This window comes from Rhodopirellula sp. P2, assembly GCF_028768465.1.
Classification (GTDB): Bacteria; Planctomycetota; Planctomycetia; order Pirellulales; family Pirellulaceae; genus Rhodopirellula.
The window spans coordinates 5,657,042-5,677,518 of sequence record NZ_CP118225.1 but is presented as its reverse complement, the minus strand read 5'-3'; the positions used below and the strand labels follow the sequence as shown (position 1 = coordinate 5,677,518).

Below are 20,477 nucleotides of genomic sequence, written 5' to 3'. Positions count from 1 at the left end.
GATGAATTGCCTCATCGTCCTAAACGACACAAATTCACGCTGGCATGAGACGTACGGGTGTCCAGGTAGGATCCGCTGACTTTGCCGGTTCCGCTGACCCTGCCTTCTTTGTCGATTGAGACCGGTCAAACCAACCTTGACTTGAAAATGTGTCACGGTCGTTGCAATCCTCACGACCAATGCTTCCGAAGATATCTGTACACGTAGTGAAATCCTGTATTGGTTTTCCCGGTTGGGCAGCTGCTCAATCGGTTGCTTGGTTTCCCCCGGTCAAAGAGGGGGTGAAGGCGACGGTGTCTTTGCTCAAGAACGATTCTGGTCAAGGAAGGAATGAAGCTCGTCTTTCAGCATTTTCGAAGCATCCTCGCGAGCTGGCCGTTGCAGGCCGGGTCGTCGGGGGGCAATCGGTGCCAATCGTTGGCCAAGGCAAATCAGCCTTGCCAACGATCGATGGTGAATGCTTGGATCGCGGGAACTGCCTGTCTGCTCGCTTTCACGCTCTCTCCGCAACGGATGCGGGCGGATGAGCCAAATGACGCTTCGTTCCAGCGGTTTCTAGATGCGGCAGCTTTCAACGTGGCAGAGGCGGCGCGGCGGGATTCCTTGGAACCGGAAACGGTGACGGCTCCAGCCCCGCTTCTGGAACCTTCCCGAGACGGCATGCCGTTGCCGGCCGATCCATCCGCCGAAGGCAGCAACCTTGAGATTGAAGGCAATCCGAGTGTTGCCGCCCCATGGTGGGAAGCAATGGCCTTTTCAGGGCTGTTGCAATCGCCTGAGCAGGTTGCCTTTGACCTCCCCACGGTGTTGACGGACACGCTGGAAACCAGCCCTCGGATCTCGGCTGTTTCACGCCGGACTTCGATCGCCTATGAAAAGATTGTCCAGCAGGATGCGGTCTTTGACCCCACCTTTTTGCTGGAAGGTGGCTACGGCCGAATCAACGATCCAGTCGGCAGCACCTTGACGACGGGCGGACCCGATCGCCTGATTCAAAATTCGGTCACCGCCAGTGGTGGTTTTCGGAAGCTGACGCGTCGTGGTGCTGTGGTGGATTTGTCCCAAGAATTGGGGACGCTCGATAGCAACAGTCTGTTCTTCGAGCCCAACCCGCAAGGCAACTCGAAAATCAGCCTCAGCATCACGCAGCCGTTGCTGGCGACCAGCGGCGAGGTTTACAACACCCGGCTGGTCGCGCAGGCGTCCATCGACAGCCGAATCGCTTGGCAAGAAATGCGGTCCGAGGTGGAAAACCATCTGGTCGAAACGTTCCAAGCGTTTTGGCGTTTGTACGAACGACGTTGTCATCTGGTGCAACAACGAAGCTTGATTGAACGTGGGGAACAGATCGCCCGTTTGGTCGACGCTCGCGCGGACCTGGATTCTGGGCCGTTGCAACGGATCAAGGTCCAACGTCGATTGGCAACCGATCGCGATCGACTGATTGAAATCGAAGCTGAGTTGCGACGATTGCAGGTTCGTTTGAGAACATTGGTTGGCAGCCCCGCCTTGGCGACTCTCAATCAATCGGTTGAGCTGATCCCGCTCGCGAACCCAGACATTCCCAGCGAAAACATTGACTTGCATGACGCGATTGTTCGTGGATTGGAGTATCGACCTGATATCCAAGCCGCCACCCAGGAACTCGCCTCCGCGGGGTTGAGTATCAACGTGACTCGCAATGAGCTGAAGCCTCAGCTGGATGCCGTGTTCGATGCGTACCTGTCGGGACTCCGCGGCGACAACCGATTCTTCCAAGCTTTCGGTGACCAGTTCACGGAAGGCCCCGGTCTGACCGCGATGCTGCAATACAGTTTGCCATACGGGCGTCGTGCGGCTCGCAGTCGGGTTCGCGAAGCACGGTATCGCTACCAACAACGCAGCGAGGAATTGCGGCTGAGTCTGCTGACAGCGCGGCGCGAAATTGAAACCGCACTGATTCAAGCGAACGCGAATTTTCAATTGCGAGAAAGCAAAGCGATCACGCTGGCAGCGGCCGTCCGTGAAGAGCAAATCGCAACTCGACGTTGGGAAGTGTTGGCGGGAGACGGTGGCCCCACCGCCTTGGTGCTGGAGGATCTGCTCGAAACTCAGAAACGTCGCACGGAAGCGGAACAGCTCTTGGTGACGGCTCAAGTCGCTTCCATCGTTTCCCTGATTGAATTGCAAAAGGTAATGGGCACGTTGCTCAAGACGGAAGGCATCGAACCGACTCGCCCCAGCAACACCAGCCAAATTGAAGTGTTGCAAACCGGACCCGTTGAACTGGATCAGTTGACACCTTTGACTCGCATCGCGGACTTTGATTTGCCGCGAGACGATGAATCACTCGGAGGATCATTGGTCAGTGAATCGGGAATGATCGAATGGGAAGACTCAACGCCCATTGACGACGTGACCACATCGGAAAGCATGGAATAGGAACGCATGATGAAACGAACATCACGGACGATCATCGCATTGGCTGCTTTCATTGCATTGGGGCTGCCGTCGAATCTTGCCTTGGGCCAAAAAGATTCCAGTTCTTCACGAGGTGTCGCGTTGTATGGCGACTCGGCTTATGAGGGCTTCTCTCAGGCAATCGAAGACATCTACCTCGGCAGCGAAGACCTGGGCCGCATCGTTGAAATTCCAGTGAAGGTCGGACAATTTGTCCAAGCCAATGAGGTGATCGCGCGGCTGGATGATGAGATCGAACGAGCGTCCATGGAGATTGCAAAAATACAAGCGTCGATGGTGGGCGAGATCCATGCCGCCCAAGCCTCGCTGGATCTGCAGACCGTGCGAGTCGAGCACTTGCGACGCTTGCTACGCGATGAAATGGCGGGATCCGATGAGCTCCGCCGAGCGGAGATGGAACTCAATGTTGCCAAGGCTCGTTTGTTGACCGCAACGGAACAAAGGTCGTTGCGAATGGCGGAAGCCAACCGTCTGGAGTTGCAGTGGAAACGACGTTCCATTCGGGCTCCTTTTGACGGTGTGATCGCCGAGAAGAAGGCTGGTTTGGGAGCCACGATCACACCTTCCGACCCCGAAATTGTGCGTCTGGTCCGCACCGATATTCTCGAGGGTGTCTTCAACGTGATGGCCGATCGGGCTTTGACAATGAAGATCGGGATGGACACCCAGGTGTACTTTCGTGCGGCTCGGAAAACGGTTGATGGCAAGATCGACACCATCGGCCCATCGATCAACAGTGAAAGCGGAACCATCGAAATTCGAGTGCGGATCGAGAATCCCTCTGGCGAACTTCGTCCTGGAGACCGCTGCACGATGCGGTTGTTGGAACCATCCAGCGTGGATGACACACCCGAATCGATTTCCAAGCGTCGACCATCGGGAGTTCAACGATGGTGAATCTGACTTCCGAACCCACCTCCGCTGCAGCCGATTGGTTCCAAACGGACAACTCGACCAACATGGCGTTTTCCAACGCGAAGTCGCCTCCGGATTCATCCGACGTTTCGCGAACGAAGATGTTTCAGTCGATGTGGCATGCTTGGTTGACCGAGATGGCATCGACGAAAGACCGAGTTTCCGCGGCGGAGTTGCTGGTCCAGCGTTTGACCGAGGTCCTGCCGGAACACACCATTCGGTTGGGATGGGGAACACGCTCTCTGCATCGATTGCATGACGGACGATTGGGGTGGCTGGGCGCTGACAATTCGATTCGTCAACGCTTTGACGCCCAGTGGTTGGCGTCCACGGTCGAAGCGGAGTCGCCGGCGACCGAGAGCATGTCGCGGTGGGACAATGGGACCTTGGTGATTGAGTTGGTGCCTGACACCGTGCCCATGACGCAGCCCGACCCGAAGGGACAGAGCGACAGCGTGGACATTCCGCGTTGTCGAGTCTGGATTCGGCCTCCGAGTGCAGATGACTTTGACGCCAAAACCTTTCAACGCATGTTGTCCGCCGATGTGATGGGATTGTTCGCCGCTGTTTTTCTCAGTCGGCCCGCCAAAGATCATTGGGGACGTTTGGCCAGCAAAATCAGCAAGTGGTGGTCGAGACGCGGGCTGATCGGAATCGCGTTCTTGGTCACGTTGATCCTCACGTGCATCCCCATGTCGTATCGAACGCACGCGAACGCGACGGTGGCAGCGATGGGCGGACGACTGATTGCGTCGCCGATCGATGCCACTTTGTTGACGACCATGGTTCGTCCCGGTGACCGCGTCCGAGCGGGACAAACGTTGTTGCAGTTGGACGGGCGACCCTTGCGAATTGAACTGGAATCGATGTTGGCCGAAATCGATGAGGCTCAGAAGGACGAAGACATCGCGTTGGCGAGTGGGCAAATCGCAACCGCTCAGCTGGCCGGGCTTCGTCGAAAGACATTGTTGCGAAAGGCGGAGTTGTTGCAGGACAAGCTGAACAAGCTTGACGTGGTGTCACCGATTGATGGGATCGTCATCCAAGGTGACCTGACGCGGTCGTTGGGGACACCGCTGGAAATTGGTCAGACGCTGATGGAAATCGCTCCCGAAGGCAATGTTGAAGTGGAATTGGAATTGCCTGAGTCGGAGATTCTGTTTGTCGAAATGAACGCTCCGGTGGAGTTGTGGTTTCCCGCGTTGGACGGGCGAGCGTTCGACAGTCGCGTGCGTTCAGTATGGCCCGCCGCCACTATCCGTGACGATTCCAATGTGTTTGTCGCCATCGCGGAACTACCCAACAGCGACGCGGCATTGCGAGTCGGGATGCGAGGGGAAGCCGTCGTGATCGGACCGACTTACCCTTGGATTTGGAAATGGATTCGAACCCCTGTGAAACGACTGGGGTGGATGATCGGATGGTGAAACCAAGCCAAGTGCCTGATGACGAAATGCAAACCGCCGTTTCGCCGTCGGTTGAACCGACCGGTTCGCCGGCATCGATGACCGCGCCGAAAGTGCGTTTGGATTCGGAGATGGAATTCAACGTTTGTGATGTGGCGGGAGTCACTGTGGTTCGAGCCGCGCACGCGGGAACTGGGAAACACTTTCAGTTCGGTGCTGCGGAACACCATGTCGCCATGTTGTTGGACGGCCAACGTTCGACCACGGAGATCATTGCTCAAGCAGAACAGGACGGATTGGATTGGTCGGCCGAAGAGATCGCGGATTTCATCGCGGTTCTGGTGGCACAGAAAATCGCCATTGCAGAGCGAACGCCTGCGAACGCACCTCCGTCAGGCAACACACCTGGAACGGCATCCCATCAGCACGTCGAAGCAGCAGTGCCGACCGAGGACGCGAGCAACGCCAGCCCGCAGATGGAATCAACGGGGGACCCCACCCCGGAGCCCGCCACTGATTCCAAGCGAAACGCATGGGGACCCTGGCTCATCGGCAAGCTCGCGAGCTGCATCGCTCCGCTGATCAAGGTGTGTTCGTGGTTGATCAGTTTGCGGTTCCCGTTGATCAACGCCAACGCTCCGGCGAGCGCTGCCCTGCCTCTGATGCGGCCGTTGTTTTCCTGTCGCGGCGTGATGATCGCAGGTTCGTTCATCGGTGTCTCGATGGTCTTCGCGTTGTTTCAGCGAAAGGCACTGACTGCGGAATTGATGCGGATCTTTGATTCCCAGATGTGGATTGGGATGTTGGTGCTTTGGTGTGTGTTGAAGCTGATTCACGAGCTGGGACACGCCGTTTCCGCACGGTGGCACGGTGTGCAAGTTGGCAAGGCCGGCGTCATGTTCTTCTTGTTCGCACCGCTGGCTTATGTGGATGTCACCAATGCCTGGCGATTGCCCAATCGGCAATCTCGAGCCTCCATTGCGATGGCGGGGGTTTACCTGGAACTCTTGGTCGCTTCGGTTGCGTATTGGGTTTGGTGTTGGCATCCGACTGAGTTTGCGGCTCACGTTGCCGCTCAGATCTTCTTCATCGCGGGTCCCGCCACGTTGTTGGTCAATGCGAACCCGTTGTTGCGTTTGGATGGGTATTACGTGTTGTCGGATTGGACCGACATTCCCAATCTGCGCGAACAAGGTCGCAAGCTGTTTGGTGGTTGGTTGCAGACCAAACTGTTTGCGATGCGTGGGCCGAGTTGCAAACTGTCGGGATGGCGGCGCGGATTTGCGGCCTGTCACGCGGCGGCGTCCGTCGTGTTTCAAATGGTCTGGATGGGCGGTTTGATCATCGTGGTGTCCATGTGGGCTGGTCCGGTGGGGTTGTTGGTCGCGATGGCCGCGATCTTATTGTGGGTGATGCTGCCGTCGCTTCAATTTGCGAAGAAAGTGTGGAACTACACCGATTCGAGCGAGACGTTCTCGAAGTGGTCACACCGTCGGCGGGCAATCTGGACGTGCGTGACGTTCCTGTTCCTGGGGCAATTTCTGGTGACGTTGCCATCACCGCTGAGTCGTCCTGTTCCGGTGGTGGTTCGTTTTGCGGACGATCAGATCCTGCGATCCCCGATCAGCGGATTCGTCGATCGGGTCGTGATGCAATCGGGTGAAACCGTGATGGCTGGGCAAGTCATCTTGGAGCTGACCGATCATGAATTGGTTGCCCAACGCGATGCGACCGAGTTGGATTTGGAAGCGGAGGAGATCAAGTGGCAGCGCCACGAAGGTTTGGGAGAGCTGGGGTTGGCGGAAGCGGCACGACAAAAGGCCGAGAGTCTTCGGCGCAGTTTGGAAGAACTGAACGCACAAGTCGATTCGCTGCGTGTCGTCGCCCAACGGGACGGAGAGATTTTGACGACAGATATGCAGGATCTGAAAGGAGCCTATGTCCGAGCCGGTGAAGAATTGGTTCACGTTGGTGTGCGTCAACGGATGGAACTGTTGGTTTCGGTGGGCGATTCCGATTTGGATGCCTACCGATCAACGCTTCAGAAAGAAGAACCCATGCAGGTTCTACTGCGTGGCGGTGAGATCATTGAGGTGTATCCAAGAAAGTTGCAGCCACGTGCCAGTCGGCAAATCCCGCACCCCGCACTGGCAGCGACGGTCGACGGCCCCTTGCCGGTTGCACCCGCGAAGACCCGTTCGGAGTCCTCGGACCCATACGAATTGCTGACGCCAAGATTTCAGTCCATCGTGACGCTTTCCCCAGCGGTGAGCCACCGGGTCCACGCCGGTGAGACCGGCCGCATGGCGCTCCGAGATCAACGAAGTCTCGGGCGACGATTCTGGGAATGGCTGGCCCAAGACGCCTCTTGAGAATGGGCGTTGGCTGCGCTCTTTGTCAGTCCAAAATCGATTCGATGCTGGGCGCATTGGTGTCTTGCGGGAGGGTGGGTTCGAGCAACTCGTTCCGCTCGGCTTCCGCGATGCGATCAACAAACTGTTGGAACCGTTTGTCCTTGGGAATCGCTTCCCGTCCGAGTCGAGCGTGTCGAAGTGCATCCGTGCGATTGCCTGTGATCAGAAATTGTTCAATCAGCTGCACGCGATAGCGGGGCTCATCGGGCATCAACCGAATGGCTTCTTCGCCGGTCTGGGTGGCGTTTTCAATGTCATCCAAAGCGAAATGAATTCGGGAAAGGAGAGCTTGGCACTTGGCCCGGGCGGCCAAGTTGGAGGCTCGTCCGCAATCGATGGAGGTCGCCGCATGACGAAGGAAATCATTGTCGGGTGTGTCCCAGAGCAACACATCCGCCGCCGCCAATTCGATCGCTCGTGATTCGTTGGGAATGACTTTTTGAAGTGGCAGTGTGTCTTGATTGACTCGGAACAAGGGCATCAATTGCGAGGTCAGATTGGGACGCAGTGCGATGGAGTCGTGGAACGTGGTGTTCGCTGAATCGAAATCCCCAATCATGAAAGCACGCTTGGCCAAACGCATCAGGCGAATGGGTTCGGTCGAATAGAATTTGGCGAGGTGTTTGACCGCGACGCTGGTTTCTGGCTGTGGTTCCAACACGGACTGCAATTGCACCAGGGTGGCGCGGGAAGCCTGCCCCAGCGGACAGGTCGCGATTCCAGCGATGGACGTGTTCCAAGCGTCTTCGTAGTGCAGGATGCTCTTCAGTCGATCGCGTGTCATGGCGGCCAACGGGGGCGGGTACTTCAGGCCGCGTTCATTCAGATTGGTTTTGGCGTAGATCTCACCGGCTTGTTCAATCGACACTGGACGCCACTCCAATGTTTCTGCCAAACGGCCTCGGTCGCGCTGGGTCGCTGCCAACAACGTGCGGGTCTCGGGAATCGGATTGTTGTTCAGGTCCTCGGTCAGCAACGATTCGACTTGTTCCAGGACCTCGGGGCGGAATTTCATTCCCGCGTATTCACTTTGAATGCGGCGGACCAATGACTCCGACTCCGCGTCGCTTTTCAAACCGGGGATCGCGAACGCTGACAGCAGGAAGATCACCACCGCGAACACGCCCACACTGACGGACGACGTCAAACGCCCGAATTGGGAGGTCGACTGAAGTTTGATCTTGTTGCCTCGTGTGGAGGCATTCTTTGCGGCCGATTGATCTGCATCGATCGATTCGGTAGCCGTTTCGGCTTCCTGTTCGGCGGCGGCCATTGCCATGGCATACTCCGGGTCGGCCATCGCCATCGCTTCGTAAGGGTCGTCTTCATCCTCCAATGTCGGTGCTTGCAATCCGCCGCTGGCGACTTGCCGGGAAACAACTGCGGTTGCCAGGATCAACGCCACGAACAGGTTGGCCGGGACAATCAATCCAAAGTCAAAGAATTGAGACACCATCACTGCGGCGATGGCATACCAAGCGGCCACCCGTACGCCTTGATCGATGGGGTCAGCCGACGTCGACAAGCGACGCAGCGAGCTCAGCAGGATCGTGAAGAACAGCACCGCGATCACGACGCCCGGCAAGCCGGTTTCCACCAACATTTCCAACCACAAGTTGTCGGCGTGTTCAAACCACGATCCCGGACTCTGCGATTGGTAAGGCAGGTAAGAGTAGCCGTACGTGCTGATTCCTGATCCCATTGGCAGGTACGCCATGGCCGCTTTCCAGCCGTCTTGCCAGTGCAGCAGGCGGCCATCTTTCTGAAGCGTGTCGGCGTCAGCCGAAATCAGTTCCAAGCGAGAGATGGTTTCCAGGTTCAACTGCATTGGCACGGTCAGAATCGCGACCGAGATGCCAATCACCACGGCCAAAATGGGCAGTCCAATCAGACCGCGGCGGGGGCGGACATAGCCAAACGCGCAGACCAATCCAAACAAGGCGGCAACGACTCCGCCTCGTGATCCATTGAGCAGCAACCCAGCGACACAGGTGATCGAAGAAAGCAGTCCGATCAAGGATTCGCGGTCGGAAATCAGGGCCAGCAAATCATTGAACTCAAAATCGGGATCGTCCAGTTCGATGTGGTGAAGCGCCATCATCCGCCAGGACAGTAACCCGAGGCTGGCCGCCATTCCAAAGTTGAGCATCAATGCCGCGTTGTTGCGATTGACGAAACCGGCGAAACCGTTGGATTTGGAGGTGAAGAACCACAGGTCTGCTGTCGGATCGAGCTTGCGATAGAACCCAATGATGGCCACCGAGGCTCCCGTGATCGCGATCGCGCTGAGCAACATCGTCAAGCGATTGCGAGCGTGAAAGACAATCGAAGCAGCAAAGGCAAGCGGCAGTAAGAACGTCAGCAACAAGGCGACGTGTCGGGTGTCAAACGGAGACACCGAAACCGAATGAATCGAGGGTTGCTCGGACGCCGGCACCAATCCTTCCAGCCAGGTCGAGTACGCCGCGTTGGAACCCGGGCTGAGCAATCCAATCAATCCCGATGGCAACGGCAACGCCTGCATCCATGCCAGCAGCACCAGCAAACCAAGTGGGAGCAACAATTTGTGCTGCCGCAAACCGCTGGACGCGGTCGAATCAGTCAATCCAATCAGCGACAACACCATGGCCAGCAAAATGCCGGCCGCGGCGACGTATTGACTCCAATGCAAAATGCCGCCGAAGTCCGCCGCCAAACACATTGGTATCAGGACCAAAATCGCGGCGGAGATCCATAGCAACGTGGTACGCAGAACTGACACGTGGGCAACCGAACCAAAGGAACCGAATCGAGAATCTCTGGTTAGGTTTTACCCGATTGCTTCAAAGGGCAAGACCGCATTCGCGAAATGTTAAAACGTTCGGAGTGTTCGGTTGGGGACCACGGGGATCAACTGCAGCGATTGAGTCCCTTGCGACGACATCAATCCGAACACAGCTTGGTTGATCGGATGGCCTCCCCCTCGCAGGAAAGGAACGGCGCACGATTTCGCCAGCAGAGACACTCAGCCGTCGGCGGTGTCGTCTTTCTTGGGACGCTGGGGGGCGTGCCGGCTGGTCCGTTTGATCCGGTGCGTGTCTTCTGGGACCGTTAGGTGTCCCCAGTGCAACGCTTGGTCTTGTTCGTACTGTTTGCCCAGCGTCAACGCGATCGTGGCCTTTGCCATTTCGTAGCCCAAGTAAAACGCATGAGCAGCGTCCACGTTGTCCGCTTGGGGGCGGCTCATCAATTCGGCAAATAATTCGAACGGGTCTTGGCCGGTCAGGTGCAAACCCGCGCTGATCATGTGCAAGGTGTCCTCTTGCGCGATCAATCGGTAATTGTTGTCCTTCACACCATCGGCGAGCGCTTGGAGTGCCGTTTCTGAGTGTGGTCGCAACTTTGGATCGCGAAGCATCACCAATTCCTCGGACAATCGCTTGGGCGGGACGCCGCGAGAGACGGCGTGGTGAACGAGTCGCCGAGCGATGTCGCATTCGCGGACGGATGATCTGGCCCAATTGATCACTTGCGTCGTCAGGACGCTGCCAATCGCGAGTTCCTGGCAGATTCCGAGCAGCAAAAAGTTGACTCCCGCCGAATCCACGTCGGTCAGTTCGGTCAAGTTGCCGATCCCCATCATCATTTCAACGCTGGGATACCGTCGTCGAACCTCTGTGTAGCGAAGCAGGCTCTCGGTGAAGGCCGACCCGATGGGTTCCAGGATTGGGTCAACGCGAAATGGGATGCTGTGACGGATCAAAAATTCAATCGTTTGATCCAAGCTTTTGAGATCGTCGGGCACATCCGGGATCGCAACGACTTCGCATCCCCAGTCCCGCGCGGCGTCTCGATTGGCCGCACTGACCGACAGGACCAACGTCGCGCCGGCTCGAATCGCGTCGCCGGCCTCGTGCGGATCAAACGTGTCGATGCTGATCGTGTGTCCAGCGTCGACCAACGCGGAGACATATTCGCCGATCGCTTGGCACCGTCGCGAAGGGTCGCAGCCCACGTCGATTCGGTCGGCGCCGTCGGCTCGCAATCGATTCGCGAGTTGAACGACTTCCTCGACCGCCAAACGCGGCGCGTGATTGATCTCGGCGATGATTTCAATCGAGTGCGCTGACAGATCAACCGATTCTTGGCGGCCGGTCATCCAGGCGTGCAGGTCTCGGCAATCTTTGGGGCCGCAGATCACTTCGGCCGCAGTTTGCTGGATCAGTCCTTGCAGCGGCGCGGCCAGATCGCCGGCCGCGTCCAGGTTGTCCTGGAGGAAACCTGGCAGGATCACATGCGTCGCTGACTCGGGAATTTCCCAGTGCCGAGAAAGCCACTTGGGAGTGATCAGCGCGGCCACAGTGATTGGCACCACACCCACACTGTGACGGCAACCAAATTCGGCGGCGATTCGAACTGCTTCTTCGCTGACCGCGGTTTCCGCCAACCGGCCGGTCAGAAAGTGAACGTGCGAGTCGGCGGTCAGAGTGGGAGGCGAGGTAGGCATGCGGTGTGACGATAGGGCGAAGGGCGTTCGCCCGAGATCAGCCCAAGCGATCCCTTCGTCTCAGGATCGGCGAATGGACCTTTGACGTGAAGTCTACTTCACTGTGCCGGTGGCAACACACTCCGCGGTTTTGTCACCCGGCAGGTCGGTCACGATCTGGATTCGTTGAGCAACGCGATCTGGATTGTCACCGCCGGTGAACTTCATCTCCACGAAATGCAGTTTCTTTTTGCCTTCGGGAATTTCAAATTGGAAGCGATCGTCCGAGCAAAGAACCTTTTGGATCTCAAAGGGCTCTTCGCCGCGAACCAGCAGTCGTTTGCTGACCGTTTGCCCAGACTCGGTGGTCCCCAGGCTGACGGCGGCGGGGGACACGCTGATCGTGGGACGAATCATTCCCGCGATCGACATTTCGATGGTTGGGAATTTGGTGTCGTTGCTGACCAACGTCAGGCGTTCCCGAATTTCGCCTTCGGACATCGTTTCCTTCATCCGAACACGCATCTTGTACTGAACCATGTTCGGTTGAACGGTTGGTTGTTCCAACTTCACGGCGAAGTCATCGCAGTGGCTGCGGACGTCGGTCAAACGCCAATTCGAGTTGCCGCGATGCGTGATCGTGATGTCTTGCTCTTTGACCTCGCCGTTTTTGCACTGGCCGAAGTCGACTTCGGGCGGATCAAACGTGACATCGGTGCGAATGAATCCACTGACCTGCAACTGCACTTCGGCGTAGTACGGTCGATCAAACACAACCGTCACTGTCGCAGCTTTTTGACCGATGAAGGTGCTGGTGTTCAGCGTCGCGATGATCGAGCTGGTTTCGTGGGTTTCCAGTGTGTCGTCCGACACCGTCGGTGTGGTGCATCCACAGCTGCTGCGAACCCCTTGGACGTGGACCGTTTCTTCATACAGATTGCGAAATTCGAATTTGTATTCTGCCTTGGTGCCTCGACCTACGACTCGAAAGTCGTGCTTGGTCTCGCTGAACATTTTTTCAGCCCAATTCTGTGCATTGGCAGAAGAAGCCAAGGACAGGGCGGCGAGCAAGGCAATGCAACCGGTCAGGCTGGAACGGACGAGTGATCCAATCATCAAACAAATCCATCTGCTAGGGCGCGGTCAGTCACGGCAGTGACACGGTGACAATCGCACGAGGGTACTGGGTGGGCAATGGGACATTCGATTCGTCAACGCCGTCCTTCGCCGCCTCTGCTCCCAAAAGTGCCTGCACTCAGGAACAGCTTGAATCGGATGATTCAATCGAATCGGTCGTCGGGGTGGTTATCTTTTCGGCGTTCTGTTCGAAATTTTCCAACAATTCCGCCAGTCGTTCCATCGGCAATCCGACAACGTTGCTTTCACTATCCTTGCCAATGACCGTCAACCAGTCGTTCCCGTCTTGATAGCCGAAAGCGCCTGCCTTGCCCTCCCATCGCAAACTCTCCAGGTGTTCGTGCAACTGATCTTTGCTCAACTCCGCCATCCGCAACCGCGTGCGAACCACATCCACCACGAATTTCTCGTTCCGCCGCGACCAGAAGCAGACACCGGTGTAAACATCGTGATCGCGGCCGCTGAGTAAACGCAGCATTTCTTCGGCGTGATCGCGGTCATGCGGTTTCCCCAAAATGCTTCCCACGCAGGAGGCGACCGTGTCGGCGGCCAAGACCAGCCCGTCATCGATCCGGGCGACGACGTCGGCGGCTTTGCGGTAGGCCAGGCGGGCCACCATTTCGGGGGCGGTCTCTCGGCTACAGATGCCACACTCGGCAGAATCGGAGGCCGGTTGGATCGAGAATTCGTAACCTGCCGCTGCCAGCAATTGGGCGCGTCGCGGGGACCCGCTGGCTAGGATCAGTGGTTCCGGATTTCCGGTTTGAGAACCGGGCAACTCGGCTCGCGGGAGGTCGTTCATCAGGGGGAGTTCGCTCATCATGCACATCAGTTTATCGGATGGCAGAGGGCTGCCACCCGCGACAGTGCCGAAACGCCGATTTTCGCTTCAAAATTCTTATCAACAAGGGCTGGTGGTCGTAAGTGTTTTCGTGGGGGGCGTTTACGAGGATGACAATTTGAAGAAGGTTTTGTGTGGAAAAGGTTACCGACAGTTTTTCCACCAGTCACTAAACTCGCCTTGCCGACACTGAACAGACTCCGTCATGATCTCGGATCGCGATCGGCTCGGGATTTCCCGACCCCGCTGAGTGGCCTTCCGCCATGTCGGCGCCCACGCTCCAAAACTTCACTCAATCTATTTGACTTGTTTGCTAGCAAACCTAGAATCTGCCCCAACGTCGTGAGGGAGCACATCACTCGGCGACACTCATCGCTTCGAAGAATCGCAGCCACGCTGGCCGCCCGATTCGTCGCCCGTGTTAACAAAATCCATGAGGGAGGTCTGCGCAACCGGTATGTCGTCGACGCAAGGTAGCATCGAGACGCAAGAAGCCATTGAACGGTTCGCCGAGGCTCTGCATCAACGAATCGGCGCTGACCGATACCGGTTGTGGTTCACCCATGGGGTTGGCTTCGACTTGGAGGTCGGTGAGTCACCCGATGATGGCAAGCCAACCGTGGTGGTTGTCATCCGAACCAGTGGCCCGTTTGCCGCACAGCGGATGGGCAATAGCTTCGCAACCGAACTGCGCGCCGCGGCCATGATCGCTTGCGGTGAGCGAGCTCGTTATCGCATCGACGTGGAAGAAGCGGAGCAACCCGCCCCCAAGAAACGAACTCGCGCGGCCAAGGTCGCTGCGGAAGAGAAAGCGAGCACGAAGAGCAGCGGCGGGCGCCGCTCGACGGCGCGGCAAACCAGTGGCCGCGCCTCATCCGGTCGTGCCAGTTCGGGACGACCATCCGCTGGGCGTCGCGGATCAGCCAACAGTTTAGCCAGCCTGCTCGCTCAATCCACCGCCACTGGCGATGACAAATCCGGTGGTTCGCGTGGTGGGCGAGGTCGTTCACGCGGTCGGGTGGAACACGATCCCATTGCGGCATCGGAGTTGCCCGAGGGAGATCAGTTCGACGATGAAGAGATGGATGACGAGGAAGTCGTCGTCTCCACACCCCGCTCGTCCAAATCCAAGCTTCCTCCGCTCCCCGAATCGCAACCGACCGGCGGCCGAACGCTGGAAAGTTTCATCACCGGTCCCTGCAACGAATTCGCGTTCTCGGCAGCAATGATGGCGGTTGCGACACCGTCCGTTGCCACACCGCTTTTCTTGCACGGCCCCACGGGGACGGGCAAGTCCCACTTGTTGGCGGCTTTGGCGAATGAGTTTCGAACCCGCCGCCGAATGCGACGCGTGGTGTTGCTGACCGCGGAACAATTCACCAATGACTTCGTCGTGTCGGTGGGCTCGACGGGTTTGCCGGCTTTCCGCCGACGATACCGGGACGTGGACGCGTTGCTGATCGACGACGTGCACTTCTTGGCTGCCAAAACGGCGACGTTGCGGGAAGCTTTGTACACCGTGGAAACCTTGGCATCGGCGGGGAAACCGTTGGTGTTCTCGGCCAACCTTCCTCCCAGCGACATCCGCGGGTTGACCGGCGAAGTGGCCGGGCGGATGGCATCGGGTTTGGTTTGTCCCCTGGCGGCGATTGATCAACAAACTCGCTTTCAGCTGTTGCAACGGATGGTTGCCACCCGCTGTGTGCTGGGATGTGACAACGCATTGTTGGAAGAGGTCAGCGAGCTGATTGGCGGCGATGCCCGGGCCGCGGGTGGCATCGCGAACCTGATTGGCATGCTGCAGCGAATGTTCCGCCGCGAACCCACGATCGACGAAATTCGTCGTTATGGTGGCGATTTGTTGCGGAGCACCCAGGTGGCCCCGACTTTGCGAAGCATCGAAAAAGCGGTTTGTGAGACTTTCGGGCTTGAAGGAGACGGTTTGCGCAGCAAAGCTCAAACAAGACGGGTCAGTGAACCTCGCACCCTGGCGATGTACTTGGCTCGTCAACACACCGGCAGTGCGTTCACTGAGATTGCCAAGCACTTCAATCGACGCAGCCACTCCAACGCGATCTCCGCCATCACGAAAGTGGAGACTTGGTTGTCCAGTGGCAAACCGATCGGTGCTGGCGACGGTGCCATGTCGGCACAAGACGCCATTGCTCGCGTGGAATCACGCTTGCGGGTGGGCTGATTGGCCAGTCCACTCATTGCCATCCATTCGCGGTGTTTCGTGCACTTCCAATGGATTCGTTTCTTTGAACCATCCATCCGACCCCAACGGCAGCTTCACGGATGATCGCAGACAACAAGTTCGACGGCCCCCATCGCGGCAAGAAGGAAAAGAAAGCCACGACCAGCGAGATCCTTGCGCGGCAACAACCGTTTGATCGCGAAGCCGAGATGGGCGTGATCGGTTCCGTTCTGCTGATGCCCGACATTTGCGATGAGATCGCGTCGCTGAAGGCAGATGACTTCTACGACGAAGCCAACCAGATCATTTATCGTCACCTTCGAGACATGTTTGATTCGGGGGAAAAGATCGACATCACGTTGTTGGTGTCACGAATGCGAACCGCCGGTGACTTTGAAAAGGTCGGCGGCGCCGCGTACTTGGCCCAACTCGGTGGCAGCGTGGCCAATGCGGCGCACGCTGCGTTCTACGGTGAGATCGTTCGTGAGAAAGCGATGTTCCGTCGCTTGATCGAATCGGGCACCGAGATCCTGCGAGATGCCTACGAGCAATCTGGCACCGCCAAGGAACTGTGCGCTCAGGCGGAACAAAAAGTTTTCGCGATCATGGAAGGCCGTTCCGGCAACTCCGTTTGGGCGATCAGCGACGTGCTGCACCAAGCGATGGATCGGATGGAAGCTCGGATGCGAGACGATTACGTCGAAGGCGGTGCCGAAACCGGCTTGACCGACTTCGACCAGATGACCGGTGGTTTGCACCACGGTGAGCTGATCATTTTGGCCGCTCGTCCTTCGATGGGGAAAACGGCACTCGCCATGAACATTGCCGAACACGTCGCGATCGAGCAGCGTGAACCGGTTTTGTTTGTCAGCTTGGAAATGTCGGCGATCGAATTGGCCGACCGGATGCTGTGCAGTCTGTCTCGGGTGAACGGTCACCGGTTGCGAAACGGGACGATCAGTTCCGAAGACCGCGATCGCTTGGTGTCCAAAGCCAACGACATCAGCCAAGCCCCCCTGTTCGTGGATGATTCGCCCAGTCGAACGGTCAGCGAGATCGCGGCCGCAGCCCGTCGGATCAAACGCAAAGAGGACGGTCTGGGCCTGGTCGTGATTGACTATTTGCAGCTGATCGAACCTGACAATTCACGTGACCCGCGGCAGGAGCAGGTTGCCAAGATCGCGCGTCGTTTGAAGGGGATGGCACGGGAATTGGAAGTGCCGTTGCTGTGTCTGTCGCAGCTCAACCGGCAAGCGGAAGACGGCAAGGATCACCGCCCCAAGCTGTCTCACCTTCGTGAGTCAGGTGCTATCGAGCAGGATGCCGACGTGGTGATGTTTGTTCACCGCGAAGAGTATTACCACCGCGGTGAGGACAAAGCTCAGTTCGCTGGTCAGGCCGAAATCATCATCGCCAAGCAACGGAATGGTCCGGTCGGCGATGTCGAGCTGACCTGGGAAGGCGACTTCACGCGATTCAGCAACCGTGCCGCCGAGCATCACAGCGAATTCGACGACTATCGCGAATTCACCAGCCCCGGCGGATTCTAAAGCCTTGCTCCCCGTAGGCCAGGTTCCACCTGGCGATGGTGGCTGGCCGGTTGCGTTGCCACCTCGATGGTCGACCCACCTCGAACAGACCCCGCCTTGATGGTGCATCAACTCGGAGCCTTGTTGTCCTGAGCCGTCAGGATTGAAAGCCTCAATACCACTGCATCGCGTAGTTCTTGAAACGTTGCAGGGCCGATTCGCGTTCACCGGGATTCGAAAATCGAGTGGATAGCTCGGGGTGGTCTGCAAAACGAGACGCGAGCAATCGCGTGGCACCTTGCAGTTCACTCCAGTGTCGAGCACCCTCTGCAGAGAGTTCTGCTTCGCGAAGTGCAAGGCGAGCTTGCACGCCGTCTCGGATGATCGAGTCGGGGTGATCGAGCAAATGAAAGATCGACAACAAGCCTTCGTCGCTGATGGGTTTGACTGCCAGCATCACCGAGGGAGCTGGGTATCCCGTGTTGACTTTGGAAACATTGTAGCGATGTGCGAGGTAGTCGACCGGTGTGATGCTGTAGGCAATCACGACGATGGTCAACGCCAACATCTGAGATCGCAGCAACCACCAAAAGTTCTTGGTGTTGGCAATTTTGTAAACCACCAACGCAAAGCCCACCACAACGGCGGTGATACCGAACAGCCCAACCATCCGAAGTTGTGTCATCCCGTTGTAGCCAACGTAGATCAGCAAGCGGTTGTAAACGGCCAACGCGAGCAACAAGCTTTCCGCAGACCAAACCCATGCCCACCAACGAACCCTGGGCATGCGGGGGTCAGCAAGCAGGCTGCGCCCGAAGATGACGGACAAGGACACTGTCGCCAGGCCCAGGGCAATGGTCAGCCACGCGGCACCTTGGTGGGCGTACCCGGCGTAGTAAAAGCCTTCGGGGAAGTCACGACGCCAAAGGGTCCAGAACTCAAAGCACAGGTAAACCGCGAAGAGGGCCGTCACCGCGATCAATGTGTTACGGTAGGCGGAGTACAGTCCGGACTCAGACGATGCTGTTGTTGTCTGGCTTTCAGCGTGATCACCGAATCGAAAAAATGGACTCAGGGGACGGATCAATCCGACGCCGATCGTCAACGCCAAGATGCAAAACGGAATTTCCCACACCGAGAAGTCGTTGAACCAAGTCAGGGTGATGTTCCAAGCGGTGCGGGCATGATCACCGACCCAGGAAACCAAGTCAGGGTTTGCCATCACGAAGATCCCCCCAAATGCCAACACCGCAACGAGGGGAAGCAGGATGGACGCGAGTTGGTGGTGGCTGCGAACCTGATCGATGGCTCGATCGGCGATTCGGTAGCGCGATATCCGATCGGCTCCATCGACAACGCTGCGACCAAACCAGAAGAAGCCTTCGAGCACAAATGGGACCACGCCGCTGGCGGCCATCGACATCGCGACGATCAACAGGATCGCGGAGAAAATCGTCAGCGGAGATCCTTGCCAAAGCAATCGCAAAGCCACCAAGGCGGACAATGCACCGCAGATCGCAAGCGAACGTCGATGGGGAAGATTCGTGGCTGCGTATCGAAACAGGATGGGCGTAAGCACCAAGAAGCTTGCGATCGACAAATAAGTCGCCAGTCGAAAGATCAGCACGTCCGCGGCGAAGGTCCAAACAAGTGCCGCAGTGATCTCTCGTGTTGCCATTCGAATGGGAATCGCCTGAGTCTCCGCAGCGAGGGAAGGCGGTGCGGAAACAGGTGATTCAGGTGATGAACCGAGGTTGCTGGACATTGCGATCACCTTGGGGGGAGAGAAGAGAGCCGGTGAACGAGGCATCCGCATTTTCGAGCCAAGCATCGGGCAGTTTCATTGTAGCCCTGTTCCTCTTCCGGATGCCAAAATTGCTTGGTGACTGGACCAGAGGACCACATGGAGGTGCCAGTGGGTCATGCAGGCAGCGACGCGATCTCGGTTGGCGGTGGGGTGGGGTGGGGTGGGGTGGGGTGGGGTGCGACTCGTGGCCCATTGGTGTGGTGGGATCCAGTAGACTGGGGTGTTCCAAGCAGCTTCGCCCTGGCACTGATCGATGCCAATTTGCAAACCGCGTGGTGGGATGGTGAGAGAGCTTCGAGGCTTGGACGGGTTTCCATGTTGGCGATCGGGCGCTCCGCGCATTCGCCTCCGTGAGTCGTCACTTGACAGTTTCTTTCGATCAGCAAAGTCGGGGTTCGATCATGTCAGCACAAGCATCTCCTGTTTTCACGTCACCCGGAAATGATTCCGAGATGAATGAAGCGGCGGCCAAAGCCCGCAAGACGTTTCGCTATTTTTGGCGTGAAATGGCATGGGAACGTCGCCGGATCATCCCCGGTTTGGAACTGGCCGCCGTGAAGGCGACGTTCACCGATCCGCCTGAAGTTCGAGCCCAGGATCCCGATGCGTTGGAATGCGAGCACATGTGGTTGATGGACGTCAACTTTGACGGACGCAAAGTGGAAGGAACTTTGATCAATGCCCCGACATCGTTGAAGACCGTCAGCGAAGGTGACCGGGTCAGGATTCCAGGACGGCAGTTGTGTGATTGGATGTACGTGACGAATGGCGATGTGTATGGAGGGTTCACGGTTGATTTGATGCGTGCACGGATGAGCAATACGGAACGCAAGCAGCACGACCAGGCTTGGGGATTCGATTTTGGAGAGGTGGGCGTGGTCAACTTGGTTCCGCCTGAGTACATCGGTGAATCCGCAACGAAGAAGAAGGGCTTGTTCGCTCGCTTCAGCCATCCCGAGGTCAAGCCGCAGGACTACGCCAAGGTTGCCGAGACAGAGCATCCGATGTCGGTCAACATGCGTGAGTCCTTGGATGAAACTTTGTCCGAGAACCCCGATCTGGTTCATGAGGCCGATGACAGTGGTTACACATTCCTGCATCAGTTGGCATTGGCAGGTTCGTTGGACGGTGTGGATATTTGTTTGAAACATGGTGCGGATCCGAACAGTGCCGCGTCCAACGGGGTGACGCCATCGATGTTGGCCAAAAGCCTGGGTTGGAAACGTGTGATGGCAAGGCTTCAGGAGGCGGGAGCCGACAGTTGAGAAGCCGGTATCTTTGCCGGTGCTGAGGTGCGTCGTCTCGG

General features: G+C 57.5%; 12 protein-coding genes. 7 read left to right on the top strand and 5 right to left on the bottom strand.

Translation table 11 applies throughout. The features are described 5' to 3' along the window. Nucleotides 1-330: 330 nt before the first annotated feature. The 4 genes from PSR62_RS20025 to PSR62_RS20010 are packed head-to-tail and all read left to right on the top strand — an operon-like array spanning nt 331 to nt 7,153. Complete coding sequence (locus PSR62_RS20025) at nt 331-2,421, top strand: TolC family protein (RefSeq protein ID WP_274404769.1); 2,091 nt, start codon at nt 331-333, stop codon at nt 2,419-2,421. Nucleotides 2,422-2,427: 6 nt separating this feature from the next. Next, the gene (locus tag PSR62_RS20020; RefSeq protein WP_274404768.1) at nt 2,428-3,357 is read left to right on the top strand and encodes an efflux RND transporter periplasmic adaptor subunit; all 930 of its coding nucleotides are present in this window, start codon (nt 2,428-2,430) and stop codon (nt 3,355-3,357) included. Next, entirely contained in the window at nt 3,351-4,802 is a 1,452-nt protein-coding gene (locus tag PSR62_RS20015) for an efflux RND transporter periplasmic adaptor subunit (protein ID WP_274404767.1), read from the top strand. Before PSR62_RS20020 ends, PSR62_RS20015 begins: the two co-directional genes overlap by 7 nt. Before the next feature lie 26 nt (nt 4,803-4,828). After that, a complete protein-coding gene (locus PSR62_RS20010) occupies nt 4,829-7,153 on the top strand; it encodes a site-2 protease family protein (RefSeq protein WP_443217450.1) in 2,325 nt (774 codons plus the stop codon). 25 nt (nt 7,154-7,178) lie between these two features. On the opposite strand, the gene PSR62_RS20005 is transcribed toward PSR62_RS20010, so the two are convergent. From PSR62_RS20005 to PSR62_RS19990, 4 genes are all read right to left on the bottom strand, one after another. Beyond that, a complete protein-coding gene (locus tag PSR62_RS20005) occupies nt 7,179-9,896 on the bottom strand; it encodes an O-antigen ligase family protein (protein WP_274408263.1) in 2,718 nt (905 codons plus the stop codon). A 303-nt stretch (nt 9,897-10,199) separates the two neighbouring features. Further along, a complete protein-coding gene (locus PSR62_RS20000; protein WP_274404765.1) occupies nt 10,200-11,681 on the bottom strand; it encodes a DUF4346 domain-containing protein in 1,482 nt (493 codons plus the stop codon). Nucleotides 11,682-11,774: 93 nt separating this feature from the next. Continuing rightward, entirely contained in the window at nt 11,775-12,674 is a 900-nt protein-coding gene (locus PSR62_RS19995; RefSeq protein WP_338020234.1) for a DUF1573 domain-containing protein, read from the bottom strand. 241 nt (nt 12,675-12,915) lie between these two features. Then, complete coding sequence (locus PSR62_RS19990) at nt 12,916-13,599, bottom strand: Maf family protein (RefSeq protein ID WP_274404763.1); 684 nt, start codon at nt 13,597-13,599, stop codon at nt 12,916-12,918. 496 nt (nt 13,600-14,095) lie between these two features. On the opposite strand from PSR62_RS19990, the gene PSR62_RS19985 reads away from it, so the two are divergent. Further along, nucleotides 14,096-15,835 (top strand): DnaA/Hda family protein, encoded by a 1,740-nt coding sequence (locus PSR62_RS19985; protein ID WP_274404762.1) that lies wholly within the window; start codon nt 14,096-14,098, stop codon nt 15,833-15,835. A 101-nt stretch (nt 15,836-15,936) separates the two neighbouring features. Continuing rightward, nucleotides 15,937-17,385 carry a replicative DNA helicase gene (gene dnaB / locus PSR62_RS19980; RefSeq protein ID WP_274404761.1) on the top strand — a complete coding sequence of 483 codons (1,449 nt, stop codon included), beginning with the start codon at nt 15,937-15,939 and terminating at the stop codon, nt 17,383-17,385. Between the two features lie 151 nt (nt 17,386-17,536). On the opposite strand, the gene PSR62_RS19975 is transcribed toward dnaB, so the two are convergent. Beyond that, a complete protein-coding gene (locus tag PSR62_RS19975) occupies nt 17,537-19,129 on the bottom strand; it encodes a DUF4153 domain-containing protein (RefSeq protein ID WP_443217449.1) in 1,593 nt (530 codons plus the stop codon). Between the two features lie 494 nt (nt 19,130-19,623). On the opposite strand from PSR62_RS19975, the gene PSR62_RS19970 reads away from it, so the two are divergent. Then, nucleotides 19,624-20,436 carry a DUF2314 domain-containing protein gene (locus tag PSR62_RS19970; protein WP_274404759.1) on the top strand — a complete coding sequence of 271 codons (813 nt, stop codon included), beginning with the start codon at nt 19,624-19,626 and terminating at the stop codon, nt 20,434-20,436. Nucleotides 20,437-20,477 lie beyond the last annotated feature (41 nt).